This is a genomic window from Salinibacterium sp. NK8237 (assembly GCF_015864955.1).
Classification (GTDB): domain Bacteria; phylum Actinomycetota; class Actinomycetes; order Actinomycetales; family Microbacteriaceae; genus Rhodoglobus.
In genome coordinates, this window is record NZ_JADYWE010000002.1 from 227,416 (window position 1) to 241,458 (window position 14,043).

The window sequence follows — 14,043 nt, forward strand, 5'->3', positions numbered from 1 at the left end:
AGTGTGGCGAATACAAAAGGTAGGTAGAGGTACTCATGGGTAACGCAGGCATCCGTATTGGTGTTGTTGGTGCAACGGGTCAGGTTGGCGCTGTTGTGCGTCGTCTGTTGGAAGAGCGCGATTTCCCGGTAGCAGAGATTCGTTACTTCGCGTCTGCTCGCAGTGCGGGCACGACGTTGCCTTTCAAGGGCGAGCAGATCACCGTTGAAGATGCGTCTGTTGCTGATCCCACGGGCCTCGACGTTGCCATTTTCTCGGCCGGTGCCACGACGTCGTTGGCGCAGGCTCCGCGCTTTGCGGCGGCCGGTGTCACGGTGATTGATAACTCGTCGGGCTGGCGCATGGACCCTGAGGTTCCGCTGGTCGTCAGCGAGGTCAACCCTCACGCGATTGATCAGGCCGTTAAGGGCATCATTGCGAACCCGAACTGCACGACGATGGCAGCGATGCCCGTGCTGAAGGTTCTGGATGCCGAAGCCGGTCTTGAGCGCTTGATCGTGAGCACCTACCAGGCTGTGTCTGGCGCAGGCCTTGCCGGTGGCGAAGAGTTACTCGAGCAGGCTGCTGCTGCGGTCGCCCAAAACACGATGGGACTCGTGGAGGATGGCGCGGCTGTCACCATGCCGGCCCCGAACAAGTTCCCCAAGAACATTGCGTTCAACGTCGTGCCGTTTGCCGGCAACCTGGTCGATGACGGCCTCAACGAGACCGACGAAGAGAAGAAGCTGCGCAACGAAAGCCGCAAGATTCTCGAACTGCCCGGCCTGTTGGTCAGTGGCACGTGCGTGCGCGTTCCAGTCTTCACCGGTCATTCGTTGTCGATCAACGCCGAATTCGCCAAGCCCTTGAGCCCCGAGCGGGCGAAGGAATTGCTGGCGGATGCTCCGGGAGTGAGCCTCAGCGACATCCCGACGCCGCTTGATGCTGCCGGCGCCGACCCCAGCTTTGTGGGTCGCATCCGCACGGATGAGGGCGTACCGAACGGTCGCGGCCTCGCGTTGTTCATTAGCAACGACAACCTGCGCAAGGGTGCCGCTCTCAACGCGGTGCAAATCGCGGAGCTTGTTGCAGCAAAGATTCTCGCAAAGGTTTCGGCTTAGCGGGCACGCTTCACTGCCCGCCGCTCCGAACTTCCCGTATGACCTTCGGTTCCGCAGCCCGCACGATCATTGCAATGATTGCGGTCTCCGTCACGGTGGGTCTTGCGGGGTGCGCGACGAGTGCTGCCTCGACGGAGCCTCTCGTCGTCGCGGCAGCTGATTCCGATGCTCTCCGGGTCGCTTTCTATGGCGACTCCTACACGCGAGGAACAGGAGCATCAGCGGAGCAATTGCGCTGGTCGACGCTTCTCAGTAGCCAGCATGGCTGGAGTGAGTTCAACCCGAGCGTGAGTGGCCTGGGATTCATGCGCAACCGCGCGGAGCTCGGCGATGACGATCTTCCCAGTCTGATCATTGCCGACGACCCCGACGTCGTAATCGTCACGATGGGGCTCAACGACAACTTCACTTTTGACGAATACGCTGATGAGCTCCCTGGCCAGATACTGAGCGATTTCGAGCGACTGGCCACAGAGCTTCCGGATGCCCAGCTGATTGTTGTCGAGCCGTTCTGGTACAAGACGCAACGCCCTGATTCGGTTGACGTGATTATCTCGTGGGTGAGTGACGCGGCTGCAGCGGTCGGAGCCGATTACATTTCTGGTGCGTCCTATTGGCTTACGGGGCATCCGGAGTGGATGTCCGAAGACAACCTGCATCCCAACGATGCGGGTCACGCCGCCATCGCGAGTCAGATGGATCTCGCACTTCGCGACCTCGGGCTCTAGCTCGCGGAGCTCCGTGACCGTCTCTGGGGCTGCAGGCGAAAGCAACCGTTCGGGCCACCCGCGCCGAACTCCCTTCATGAAGTTCGATTCAGTAGCTCGCATCATCGCTGCAACTGTGGCGGTCGCGGCAGCCCTTGGCCTGGCGTCATGCAGCGCAGGGGAGCCAGTCGTTGAACGCGACCCCAACGATGTGCGCGTCGCTTTCTACGGCGATTCCTACACTCTCGGCACCGGAGCGTCGGCTTCCGAGAACCGGTGGTCGACGGTGATCAGCGAGCAGCGGGGGTGGAGCGAGTTCAATCCGAGCGTGAACGGGCTTGGCTTTGTCAATAACCGCAGCACGTTCGGCGACGGCGACCTTCCGAGCATGATCATCGCGGATGACCCCGACATTGTGATCGTGACGATGGGCCTCAACGACAACTTCAGCTTCGATGCCCGAGCCGACGACATCCGCGCTCAAATCTCAGCAGATTTCGACCGGCTGACCACCGCGCTTCCAGATGCCCGCTTCATTGTTGTCGAGCCATTCTGGTACACGGATGAGCGGCCAGAGTCAGTTGAGACCATCATCGCGTGGGTTGAGGCTGCGGCATCCGACATCGGTGCTGACTACATTCCGGGTGCCTCGCACTGGATCGAGGGGCACCCCGAGTTGATGGCCAGCGACGGCTTGCATCCCAACGATGACGGTTACGCGGCGATGGCTATCGAGATGGATCAGGCTCTTCGCACTTTGGGCCTCTAACAGAAGGCTAAAGTGGTGTTGTGAAGAAAACCGTCGACGTCGCGCTTATCGGCGGCGGAATCATGAGTGCCACCCTCGGAACGCTGCTGAAGCAATTGCAGCCGGACTGGGAGATCCAGATTTTCGAACGCTTGGGCGACTTGGCCCTGGAGAGTTCGAATCCGTGGAACAACGCTGGCACCGGACATTCCGCGCTGTGCGAGCTTAATTACACCCCGCAAAAGAGCGATGGCTCTATCGAGATTTCGAGTGCGGTGAAGGTTAACGAGCAGTTCCAGGTGTCACGCCAGTTCTGGTCGTACCTCGTCGACGAGGGTGCACTGCCTGAGCCGGAGTCGTTCATCAACGCGACCCCGCACATGAGCTTCGTGTGGGGCGAAACAAACGTCGAATACTTGCGCAAGCGTTTCGAAGCGCTCAAGGATCACCCGCTATTCGCGGGGATGGAATACAGCGAAGACCCTGCCGTCATTCACGGCTGGGCGCCGCTCATGATGCCAGGTCGCCTCAAGTCAGAGCCCGTTGCCGCAACCCATATCGCTTCAGGCACAGACGTCGACTTTGGCGCGCTCTCGCACTACCTCGTCAATAACCTCGTGGAGTCGGGCACTGAGCTCAGCACGGGCATCCTGGTCACGAACCTCACGAAACAGCGCGACGGTCTGTGGAAGCTCAAGCTGCGTCACGACATCGGCGGCACTCCTGTCGAGCCCGTGACCGCACGTTTCGTCTTCGTGGGTGCTGGCGGTTACGCCCTCAACCTTCTACAGAAGTCGGGCATCAAAGAGATTCGTGGGTTCGGCGGGTTCCCCGTCAGCGGCGAGTTCCTGCGCACCGACAACCCTGAGATCGTGGCTGCCCACAGCGCCAAGGTCTACGGCAAGGCGGCTGTTGGTTCGCCTCCCATGTCGGTTCCTCACCTCGACCTTCGTGTCGTTGAGGGGGAGGGCAGCCTCATGTTCGGCCCGTATGCCGGATTCAGCCCCAAGTTCTTGAAGACCGGTTCAGTTCTCGACCTCTTTGCTTCCATCCGCTGGCACAACGTGTTGCCGATGGTCGCTGCCGGGCTCAGCAACCTGTCGCTTGTCAAGTATTTGGTTGGTCAGCTCATGGCGAGCCCTGAGACCAAGTTCGAAGAGCTCAAGGCGTTCGTGCCCAATGCCAAGCCAGAAGATTGGTACAGCATCACGGCTGGTCAGCGCGTGCAGGTGATGAAGAAAGACCCGAAGAAGATCGGTGTCTTGCAGTTTGGCACCGAGGTCGTGTCCTCCGCGGATGGCAGCATTGCTGGCCTTCTCGGCGCATCGCCGGGAGCCTCCACGGCTGTTCCGATCATGCTCGGTCTGGTGGAGAAGTGCTTCCCCGAGCGCATGGATGAGTGGCGTCCCAAGATCGAGAAAATGATTCCGACGTTCGGCCAGCAGCTTGCTGACTCGCCTGAACTTGCGCACGAGACGCTTGCCCGCACGGCAAAGGCGCTTCATATCAACCCGTAAGCGGCGCACAACGAGCCAGTTGTACCCCATTTCAGGGGCTTCCGGCTGAAATGTACCCCGCACGCGGGGTACAGCTCGTACCCCGAATGCTGCCATACTTGGAGCCGGGGTATCTGCGGCACGAGGAACGGGAGCATGCATGTCAATTGGCTTGCCTGCCCACCTGCGCAAAGAGAGTGTGACGCGGGCTTTTGCGCGAGCTATTAACGCTGTCGCGTTCGTCTGCTTGTCGCTCGCCTTCATCGGGGTTGTGAGCTTGTACGCCAGCGACACCAGCCGAAACTTGATGCCTGCTGCGATCGCTCTCATCCCCATGATCGTGACCGTGCGGCTTGTTGATCGCTACCGCACAGTGTTCTTTACAGTTGCGCACCTTCTCATCGGGGCACCGGCTCTCTTCTGGCTCGCGCTCACAATCATTTCGCAAATGCAGCCGGTGGGAGTGGTCGGACACTACCTGCTCGACCTTGCCATGATCGCGTTAATGCTCGTGGGAGGCGCTGGTCGCAGTGTGGCATGGAGCATCCTGTGGTGCACTATTGGCCTCAGCGTCTCGCAAGCCTCAGTGGCCTTGGCGTCACTTCAGATTCAGGGTTTCGTTCACCCCCACCCAGTCTCCCTCGTGATTTATTTCGTTGTTGTTGCCGTGCTCCTCGTTTTGCGTTTTAGCCAGCGTGGCGTGCGCAGCGTGCAGTCACATCTTCACCGGGCGGCGCGTGACGATGAATTCGCGAACCTTCGCTACGGCATCGAAGCCACCTCCGCTGCGGTGATGCACGACACCGTTCTCGGGCATCTTGCCGCTATCGCGAATGCTCCCTTTGGCGCCATGAACACGAACCTGCAGCGCGACATTAGCCGTGACCTCGAGGTGCTCGTCGGCGAGGAGTGGCTTTCCGAAGCAGCACTCGATACTTCTGATAACACGCGGCACGATTGGCAAAACAGCGCACTCCTGGCGGTGATTACTGACGTACGAGCGCTTGAGCTCACCGTCGAGGTGACCGGTGATTTGACGGCACTGTCTCGACTGGATGCTCGAGGTGATGCCGCGCTCGCCCCCGCGGTCAAACAGTGCCTCGTGAACGTCATCAATCACTCGGGCACGATGCGGGCTGAGGTCGCTATCTTCGGTTCTGAGAGCGAAGTGAGCGTGCTCGTCGTGGATGCAGGCAAGGGCTTTAACGAAGCAGAGACGGGTGCTGATCGGCTCGGTCTGCGGCAGTCTGTTCGCCGGCGTATCGAGACTGTTTCGGGCACCGTTCAGGTCTGGTCGAGTCCGGGCCTCGGCACGTCAGTGATGATTCGAGTGCCCACGGCATCGAATGCGCCGGCTTTGGTGCGGAGCGCGGTCCAATGACCGTACTTGCCGAGACAGAGTCAATTCAGCAGCTTGACCCCCTAGGCACCCTTGATGGGCGGCCCGTCAGCGTTGCTGCGGGAGGTGGCCTCTTAGTTTTCGGCGCTGTAATGACATGGATTAGTGTGCCGGATATTGCGCATCCAGTGCTCGCCGGTATTGCTTTGATCTTTATTGCGCTGTCTGCGGTGACACTGGTAGTAGGCACCAGCCCGCTGCGAGCCCCCTTTAGCGGTGGAATGCATGCTTCTGTCGTCGGCTTTCTGATCATCGCATTTGCGCTCAGCTCGGCGTCGCTGGGAGCCAATTCTGCACTCCTCACTGATTTTTGGGGGCCGCTGCTCATCGGCACCGCATGCATGGCACTCGCACCATATCGGCCCATTGCAGAGCTGGTCACGATGGGAGTGGTTGCCTCGATTTTCACGGGGTTTATCGCCCTCGTACAGTCGTCGGTTTCAGCGTTTCACGCTCCGGCGATAATCGTCGCGCTCTTCGCCATTACGCCCGTGCTCACGATGTCGATCGGCGGTGCTGCGTTCGCGCGGTCCCTCATTCACACCCACGAAGAGTGGGCGTCACGTGCGCAGAGAGCTACGTCGCGTCAGTTGAGACGCCAGCATGCTGGGGTCGCACGCTCAGTGCAACAGGACCGTGTCACTATCCTCAACCGCGATATCGTGCCGTTGTTTGCTGAACTTGCTCAGCGCGGAATTATTTCGCCTGAGGATCGGATGCGCGCGGCTGAGTATGCGGAATCCATTCGTGAACTCATGGTCACTGAGGTCAACCGCAGTTGGCTCGAATCGGTCGTTGCGAACTCTTTCGGTTCGTTTGACGACGGCAAGCGTGTGTCTGACCCCAATCGCCTTGCTGGAGCGATGACTGCCCATCAGCGCACAGCGTTACGCGCAGCCGTGCTGGCTGTCGCAACCGGCGGTGAGATTGATCGCAGAAGCGTGCGACTCGTCATTGAGAAGACCGACGTCGGAGCGGAAATTACCGTTACCGGAGCTATCCGGTCAGCCGAGTCGCCCTGGCGCTCGACGCTGTCGCCATATCTGGCAGTTCTGCGCGTTGTTTTTACCGGACTTCGTATTTCATATCGATCACCCACTCTCACCGTTAGGTTCACTTATGACATCTCCTGAGACCCGCCTCAGCGCCCATCTCGGTGACCGACCGCCGATTAGGTTGGCGATCCTCGACGACCACGAGGTGCTGCTTGACAGCCTCAACAGTTGGATCACCAACAACGCGCCGGACTTCGATGTGGTGCTTACCGCCAGCACCTGGCTTGAGCTCGTGCACAGTGACCGTTTTCCCACCGAGTTGGTCTTTCTTGATTTTCAATTGAAAGAGCCTGTCTCAATCGAGGCTCGTGTTCGCACGTGTCGGGCAGCGGGAGCCAAAGTGATCGTGTTGTCTAGCCTCGATAGCAGGGAGGCCCGTGACCGGGCCCTGGCAGCCGGTGCGGCAACGTTTCTTTCGAAGTCGCTACCGATGCATGAAGTGATGGATTCGGCCCGTCAGATCATGGGTGTCGACGCCGAAGGTGCGCAGCAGCACGACTGGCGCCCGTTGCCTTCAGGGTCGGCAGATCAGTCGAAGCCGAAGTTGAGCGCAGGTGAGGCTGACGCCCTCACCCTGTACGCTTCTGGACTAAGCACACCGCAGGTCGCTGAGCGCATGAATGTTCAGTATGAGACCGCGAAGACATACCTGCGGCGAGTGCGTGAAAAGTACGCAAAGGCCAACCGGCCGGCTAGCAAAAAGGCTGACCTGATTCGTCGGGCCGCTGAGGATGGATTTCTACGCTGATGAGCAAACTGTATTTCCGCTACGGAGCCATGAACAGTGGCAAGAGCACCGCGTTGTTGCAGGCCGCTTTCAACTACGAAGAGCGTGACCAGCAGGTATTGCTGGCTAAGCCTCACATCGATACCAAGGGTGACAACGCGATCATTTCGCGTTTGGGTGTGACTCGCCAGGTCGACTTCACTATTTCGCCCACCGACGATGTGTACGAGGTGTTCGCTCGTGAACGCGCCCGTGTGTTCGAGAAGACCGGGCTGCCGGTGAGCTGCTTACTCGTCGACGAGGCCCAGTTCTTTACCGAAGCTCAAGTCGATGACTTGCTTCGTATCGCGATCGTCGAGAAGGTTCCGGTGCTGGCCTACGGCATCCGCACCGACTTTCAGACGGTCGCATTTCCTGGCAGTCGGCGGCTACTTGAGATCGCCCATTCCTTGGAAGAGCTCAAGACCATCTGTCGCTGCGGTCGCAAGGCTGTCTTCAATGCGCGCACAGTCGGCGACGACTTCATTTTCGACGGTGACCAGGTTGCCATTGATGGTGTGGATGTCGGCTACCAGTCGCTGTGCGGAGCGTGCTACCTCGAAGAAAGCGGTGGCGTTCTCAATAGCGGATGGCGCCCCAAGATCGAGTTCAGCTACGGAAGCGCGCCAGACGCCGACTTCTCCTAGACGCTGTTCGTTGGTGTCGGCGGCACCGCCACCGCCACCGCGCGTGTCCGCGTTGGTGCCGCTGATCGCGCTCTAGTGGCGAACGCGGGAGAGGAACTGCACGGTTTCGGGCTCCTGCGGTGAGTCGAAGATCTGTGCTGGCGTGCCTTGTTCAACGATGCGCCCGCCCTGCATGAAGACGATGCGGTCGGCTACTTCGCGCGCGAACGACATTTCGTGGGTTGCCATGAGAATGGTTGAACCGTCGGTCTTCAAGCGTCGAACCAGGTCGAGCACTTCGCCAACGAGCTGCGGGTCTAGCGCACTCGTGATCTCGTCGAGAAGCAGCAATTCTGGATCAGTCAACACCGCACGGATGATGGCCACACGCTGTTGCTGACCGCCAGAGAGACGATCCGGGTAGTCCCGCGCTTTGTCGCCGAGGCCCAGTGAGACAAGCAAGTCCATTGCGCGAGCAGTGGCATCCGCCTTCGACATTCCGTGCACTTCGCGCGCGGCCAATGTGATGTTGTCGATCACGCGCAAGTGCGGAAAGAGGTTGAAGTGTTGAAAGACCACGCCAATTCGGCTGCGGGCCGAGTCAGCGTTCATGCCGGGGTCGGTGATGTCGTCACCATTGAGCACAATTTGGCCGTCATCCACACGCTCGATGAGGTTGATGGTTCTCAGCAGCGTTGACTTACCTGATCCCGAGGCTCCGATGAGCACGACGACTTCGTGCTTGTTGATCGAGAGATCGACGCCGCGCAGAACCTCGTGGTCGTCAAACTGTTTGCGCACTCCGCGCACGTCGAGAACACTCATACGACGCCTCCGATCTGCTCGCGCTTAGCGAGTCGTGCGGTGAGCCAATCGGTGAGCCTGATCATCGGCCAACTCATGACAACGAAGAGCAGGGCTGCAATCACGTAGGGCGTGAAGTTGTAGCTCTGGGCGACTTGAATTTGGGCGGCACGAACGGCATCTACGGCACCCAAAATCGAGATGAGTCCCACGTCTTTTTGCATCGAGACGAAGTCATTCATGAGAGCGGGAACAACCTTGCGCACACCTTGAGGGATCACCACGATCCGCAAAGTTTTGGCATGGGTGAGTCCGAGCGAACGCGCCGCCATGCGCTGCGACGGATGCACGGCTTCCATGCCAGCGCGCAGCACCTCGGCGACGTACGCCGAATAGGTGAGGATGAGGGCGATTGTTCCCCAAAACATGGCGGGCATGCGCGGGAAAATGTCGAGCGCCGGGAGTCCGAAACCGACCAGATAGAGAACGATGAGTAGCGGCATCCCGCGAAAGAGGTCGGTATAGATCGTTGCCGCTGCGCGGAGCGGGAAGAAGACAGGTCCGCGCAACGACCGCGTCACAGCAAGCAGCGTGCCGAAAATAGCGACGCCGATTGCTGAGATAAACAGAACCTGGATGTTGAGCCAGAGCCCCACGAGGATCGAGGGCACGCTTTCGATGCCCACCTCGACATTGAAGAACGACGTTTTGACGCTCTCCCAGCCGGGGGTGTTCACTATGAGCAAACCAACGATCACCGCGAAAGCAATGGTGCTCACAACGCCGATGAGTACCGAACGACCCGTTGCGCGCCGACGCGCGCTCCGACGGGACAACTCAAGATCACTGAGCTGCCACGACGGCGAGCTCGTTTCAGTACCCATCGACGTGTGCTTACTTCAAGACTGGAACGTCGACAGCGGCGCTGAGCCACTCGTCTTGGATGGCCTGAAGGGTGCCGTCAGCAGCGAGCGCGTCGAGCGCCTCGCTCACGGGAGAGGTCAGTTCGGAATCCTTGGGAAGAACGAAGGCGAACTCGTCGCCGCCGGCGGAGGACTCGAACTGGCCGAGGATGACGCCGCCATCGATTTCAACGTTGGCGAGGTAGAACGCGCTCGGGAGGTCGATCACGAAGGCGTCGATCTGACCGCTGGTCAGCGCGAGAACGCCGTCTTCGTTGGAGTTGAAGACCGAGAGGTCGTCCCCGAGCGCTTCAGCGGCGATCGTGTAGCTGGTGCTGCCGCTGGCGACACCGACGATGACGTCCTTGAGGTCAGCGAGCGACGTGGCGTCTGCTGCAGCCGAGCTCTCGGTGGCGATGATCGCCTGAGTGGTCGTGTAGTACGGGCTGGAGAAGTCCACAGCCTGCTTGCGGTCTTCGGTCACCGAGAACTGCTGCAGGTTGAGGTCCCAGTCCTTGGGGCCAGGCGCGATGGCGCTGTCGAAGCTTGAGCGAACCCACACTACGTCGTCGGCCGTGTAGCCGAGTTCGTCGGCCAGAGCGTAGGCCACGGCAGCTTCGAAGCCCTCACCGTTGGAGGGGTCGTTGTCGACCATCCAAGGCTCGTAGGCTGGCTCACCCGTCGCGATGGTGAGCTTGCCTGCCGTGATGGTGGGCAGCGAACCGTCGTCGACGGTGGCGCTGGTGTCAGCGGTGGTGTCTGCGGTGCAGGCGGTCAAAGCCAAAACAGCTGCTGCTGCGGTGGCGATGAGGGCCCGGCGAAAATGCCGTGATGAGGTCATGGAAATCTCCAGTTGCTGTGCGTGAGGTGGTTGAACAAACGTCACCCGAGAGGTGCTGAACTCGGGCGGAGAAACGGGTTGCAGACTTGCTAGTTTACAAGTCGCCAGTCTGCGAAGTCGAAACCGGGCGACACAAAGCAACTCACAAGAACTTCGGTGTCAGCGGTGAGGCGACCGGCTTGCCACACTCCCGCCGGAACAACGACTTGAGCGACGTGTCCGTTGGCGAGATCCGGGCCCAAGACGAAGCACTGAGCGTTCTCTTCGTCGGGAAGGTCACCACTGCCGCCAAGCGAGAGCTCGAGCGTTCCGGGGCCATGCCACATCCAAATTTCATCGTTGGCCACAACGTGCCAATCACTATGTTCGCCGGGAATCAGCAAGTAGTGGATGCACGTGGCCGAGGGCCGTGCGCCGTTGGGGGTCTCCACGGGACTGGTGCCGGCCCACGTGCGGCGGAACCAGCCGCCCTCGGGATGCGATTCGAGGTCAAGTAGCTGAGCGGTTACTGGCCGAGTGTCGGTGCCGTCGCCAACAGCGGGATCGGTGGAATCAGTCATGAGCGGTCACTCCGGTCTGGGTCGTGAAGGTAGTGCTAGCAAAACGCACGCGCCCCGAGACGAGCGTGGCAGCGGCACGGCCGGTACCCGACTCTACGAAGGCGGCGATGGTGTCTTCGATTCCCGTGACCGGGAACTCGAAGAAGGCGAGGTCGGCGAGCGCCCCGACAGCGAGATGGCCGGTGCGGTCGGGGCCGACGTCGATGCCCATGGCGTGAGCGCCGCCGAGGGTGGCTGCCCGCAGCAGGCGCTCAGGCAGATCACGCATCGTGTGCCCTTGAGAGTGGGCGATGCGCGAAAGCTCGGCGACATCCGCCATCAGGTCTAGCGAGGGGCTCGACGAGAGAGAGTCAGTGCCGATAGCGAGCGCATTGCCCTCGGCCAGGTATGCGGCCACGGGAGGCTCGTCTAGGCCAATTACGGCATTCGAGCGCGGGCACAGTGCAACACTCGTGCCGCGAGCCCGCAGCAGGGCACGGTCACGCGCAGTCATGTAGATGCCGTGCGCAATGTGGCAGTCCGGCCCGAGCACGCCAAGTTGGTCAACGTACTCTGTGGCACCGGTGCCGAAGCCCGCGGCCCGCAGCTCGCGAAAACTACCTAACTCGCGACCGTGCCACGGGTCGCCCTGCTCGTGATGAAACTCACGTTCGAAGGCCGCTTCACCGAGGTGAAGGTGCAGTCGGCTTCCGCGCTCGCGAACGATGTCGGGGATTTCGAGCAGCGGCACGACCTCGAGCGAATACGGCGCGTGCGGGGAGAGCCCGGTCCCAGGAGGCGAGGGCAGAGCATCCAGTGCCGCTTCGACCTGCTGACGGCCCGTGCGAGCCCAGTCGTCATTGGTCCAGCTCATTACTTCCCAATACGTGATGCCGTGTAGCCCAGCATCATGCAGCGCAGCGGATGCCTCACCATCCGTCACAATGTCTGCGACGGCGGTGGTGCCCGCTTCGATCATGAGCTGTGCGCCCGCCGCGGCATCCGCAGCCCAGTCATGGGGCTGGTCATACACGGGATTGAACGCGGTGGACCAGTCGTCGAAGCCCGCGTACTGCCCACGACCCACTTCGGCCATGCCGGTGTATTGCAGGTGCGAATGGGCGTTGACAAGTCCGGGCATGAGAACGCCGGGCCAGTGAATTTCGCGAGCACCAATGCCGCGATCAGCCAGAGAACGGCGAACCCATTCGCGCTCGCCGACGTGCAGAATGCGACCATCGCGCACTGCAATGGCGCCGTTGAGCAGCGGGGGAGCGGTGATCGGGATCACGAGGTCGGCGGTGTACAGCACCACTTCGTGGCCGGCATCCGCGGTGGTTCGGGTGGATGCCGCGGGATGGAGGTTACTCATCGGGTTTCCTGATTCGGTGAAGAGGTGAGGTAGCGGCGGGAGCGCCAGTCGTGAGCGGCGGCCACTTGCGCATCGGCGGGAGTATCGATGTGTTCGCCGCGGGCGGCGAGTGCAGCGCGGGCGACGGTGTCGTCAATGCTGGCAGGCAGCACGTGCACACCGATACCCGGTCGTGTGACGACAAGTTCTTCGACGGCGGCGAGCTGAACGGCGAACGAGAGATCCATGATCTCGATCGGGTTGCCTTCTGCCGCGGTGATGTTGATGCAGCCACCGCGGTCGAGCACGAGAGTGCCGGCCGGGTCGGCACGATCTACATGGTCAGCCAGAGCAGTGAGCTGTTCGGCAGGAGGGCCCGAGAGCAAGCCGTCGAGATCGAGTTCTCCGGGGACACCACCGGCGACAGCAACCGCCCGTGCGGTGCGTGCGAGTTCTGCGCCAATCGTGTGAGCAACGCCCGTGCTCGATACGAGGAGTGCACCAGCGCCGAGGGCTGAAGCCTCACCAATCTCGTAGCCATCATGAGCCGCGCGAAGAGCTAACACGGGGTCGACCTCGGCCACGCGAACCTCGGCGCCGAGTGCCGCTAGATGTGCTGCCACTCCCTCGCCAACGGGACCGTAACCGATTACGAGAGCTGGCTGATCACGCACCGACACGCCAACCCGGTCGAGAGCATCCGCGATGGCAAAGACACACGATTGGCCTGTGCCATAGCGGTTATCGAAACGCGTTTTCATCTGAGCGTCATTGACCGCGAACACCGCCGTGTCGAGGATGCCCTGAGCGCTCATCTGACGAAGCGGCGTCAAGCCACTCGTCGTCTCCTCGTTGGCGCCGATCCACTGCTTCACGAGATGCGGAGCATCTTCATGAGCGAGGCGGATGAGGTGCGAACCATCGTCGAGAAGGATGTCGAAACCGCGTTCGAGGAACGCCAGCGCAGCGGCGCGCTCGGCCTGGCCGCTCAGCATCTCGGAGCCGTCCACAGCGATACCGCGCGCCCGTAGTGCTTCCGCAACGGAAGCATCGATTTCATCCGGGTGCGCGTACACCGCGACGTCGGCACCCGCGGCCGCCAGCAGCAGCGCTAACTGGGCAGTCTTAGGCTCAAGTACCATCGCAATGCCAATGCGCAAGCCCTTCACCGAACCGCGCTCGCCGAGGCCCTTCGCCACCATGCGCGAAACGGGCATGTGTTCGCCCGCGAAGTCGATGCGTCCGTCGGCGTCTCCGCGCGACGGCAGGGGAGCGCCACCCAGAAGGAACGTGGCGGTGATCTCTGAATCGGGGCCAGCGGCACCCAACTGGATGTCGAGGAGATGAGCGGTGGCGGTGGCATCGCGGCGACTAGCGGTGACAACGTGAGCACCAAGCGCGCGGAGCATTCGCGCCAGTTCGCGAGACGTGGCGATGAGCTGAGCAGTTTCGGGCTGAGCTGCGCTGATGCGCACGCTGCGGCCGGCGACCAAAAGGTTGGTGTCGCGGGCGAAGCGGCGAATGATTCGTTCGGCTATAAGTGTTACGTCGGCCACTTGTCAAGAGTAGGGCACCGCTCGGGGGTCAATCGAACGCTGCCGGAGCGCTGCGGCGCCACCCGGCCGTGCACAGTGACCAAACACAAATCGCCCTCCCGAAGGAGAGCGATTAGTGAACCGTCTGAGACTCGCATTTCTGCGGCTCAGAGC

General features: G+C 61.1%; 14 protein-coding genes. 8 read left to right on the top strand and 6 right to left on the bottom strand.

Going from position 1 to position 14,043, the window contains the following annotated elements; genetic code table 11:
- The first annotated feature begins 35 nt into the window (after positions 1-35).
- The 8 genes from I6E56_RS11465 (at position 36) to I6E56_RS11500 (ending at position 7,918) form a co-directional block, all read left to right on the top strand.
- The gene (locus tag I6E56_RS11465; RefSeq protein WP_197138650.1) at positions 36-1,100 is read left to right on the top strand and encodes an aspartate-semialdehyde dehydrogenase; all 1,065 of its coding nucleotides are present in this window, start codon (positions 36-38) and stop codon (positions 1,098-1,100) included.
- A 38-nt stretch (positions 1,101-1,138) separates the two neighbouring features.
- Positions 1,139-1,828 carry an SGNH/GDSL hydrolase family protein gene (locus I6E56_RS11470; protein WP_197138651.1) on the top strand — a complete coding sequence of 230 codons (690 nt, stop codon included), beginning with the start codon at positions 1,139-1,141 and terminating at the stop codon, positions 1,826-1,828.
- A 76-nt stretch (positions 1,829-1,904) separates the two neighbouring features.
- A complete protein-coding gene (locus I6E56_RS11475; protein WP_197138652.1) occupies positions 1,905-2,576 on the top strand; it encodes an SGNH/GDSL hydrolase family protein in 672 nt (223 codons plus the stop codon).
- Between the two features lie 20 nt (positions 2,577-2,596).
- Positions 2,597-4,072: a malate:quinone oxidoreductase gene (locus I6E56_RS11480; protein ID WP_197138653.1), complete on the top strand. Its 1,476-nt coding sequence runs from the start codon at positions 2,597-2,599 to the stop codon at positions 4,070-4,072.
- 139 nt (positions 4,073-4,211) lie between these two features.
- Positions 4,212-5,432, top strand: coding sequence for a sensor histidine kinase (locus I6E56_RS11485; RefSeq protein WP_197138654.1), 1,221 nt, complete (start codon positions 4,212-4,214; stop codon positions 5,430-5,432).
- Positions 5,429-6,583: a hypothetical protein gene (locus I6E56_RS11490; protein ID WP_197138655.1), complete on the top strand. Its 1,155-nt coding sequence runs from the start codon at positions 5,429-5,431 to the stop codon at positions 6,581-6,583. The genes I6E56_RS11485 and I6E56_RS11490 overlap by 4 nt, the downstream gene beginning before the upstream one ends.
- Complete coding sequence (locus tag I6E56_RS11495) at positions 6,570-7,253, top strand: response regulator (protein WP_197138656.1); 684 nt, start codon at positions 6,570-6,572, stop codon at positions 7,251-7,253. Before I6E56_RS11490 ends, I6E56_RS11495 begins: the two co-directional genes overlap by 14 nt.
- Positions 7,253-7,918: a thymidine kinase gene (locus I6E56_RS11500; RefSeq protein ID WP_197138657.1), complete on the top strand. Its 666-nt coding sequence runs from the start codon at positions 7,253-7,255 to the stop codon at positions 7,916-7,918. Before I6E56_RS11495 ends, I6E56_RS11500 begins: the two co-directional genes overlap by 1 nt.
- A gap of 72 nt (positions 7,919-7,990) precedes the next feature.
- Here I6E56_RS11500 and I6E56_RS11505 read toward each other — a convergent pair whose 3' ends face one another.
- The 6 genes from I6E56_RS11505 to I6E56_RS15340 all read right to left on the bottom strand — a co-directional run bounded on the left by I6E56_RS11505 (position 7,991) and on the right by I6E56_RS15340 (position 13,890).
- Positions 7,991-8,722, bottom strand: coding sequence for an amino acid ABC transporter ATP-binding protein (locus tag I6E56_RS11505; RefSeq protein ID WP_197138658.1), 732 nt, complete (start codon positions 8,720-8,722; stop codon positions 7,991-7,993).
- Positions 8,719-9,585 carry an amino acid ABC transporter permease gene (locus I6E56_RS11510; protein ID WP_197138659.1) on the bottom strand — a complete coding sequence of 289 codons (867 nt, stop codon included), beginning with the start codon at positions 9,583-9,585 and terminating at the stop codon, positions 8,719-8,721. Before I6E56_RS11510 ends, I6E56_RS11505 begins: the two co-directional genes overlap by 4 nt.
- 10 nt (positions 9,586-9,595) lie before the next feature.
- Complete coding sequence (locus I6E56_RS11515; protein WP_197138660.1) at positions 9,596-10,444, bottom strand: transporter substrate-binding domain-containing protein; 849 nt, start codon at positions 10,442-10,444, stop codon at positions 9,596-9,598.
- Positions 10,445-10,533: 89 nt separating this feature from the next.
- The gene (locus I6E56_RS11520) at positions 10,534-11,004 is read right to left on the bottom strand and encodes a cupin domain-containing protein (protein ID WP_197138661.1); all 471 of its coding nucleotides are present in this window, start codon (positions 11,002-11,004) and stop codon (positions 10,534-10,536) included.
- Positions 10,997-12,355 (bottom strand): amidohydrolase family protein, encoded by a 1,359-nt coding sequence (locus I6E56_RS11525; RefSeq protein WP_197138662.1) that lies wholly within the window; start codon positions 12,353-12,355, stop codon positions 10,997-10,999. The genes I6E56_RS11520 and I6E56_RS11525 overlap by 8 nt, the downstream gene beginning before the upstream one ends.
- Complete coding sequence (locus I6E56_RS15340; protein WP_197138663.1) at positions 12,352-13,890, bottom strand: adenosylhomocysteinase; 1,539 nt, start codon at positions 13,888-13,890, stop codon at positions 12,352-12,354. The genes I6E56_RS11525 and I6E56_RS15340 overlap by 4 nt, the downstream gene beginning before the upstream one ends.
- Between the last annotated feature and the right edge of the window lie 153 nt (positions 13,891-14,043).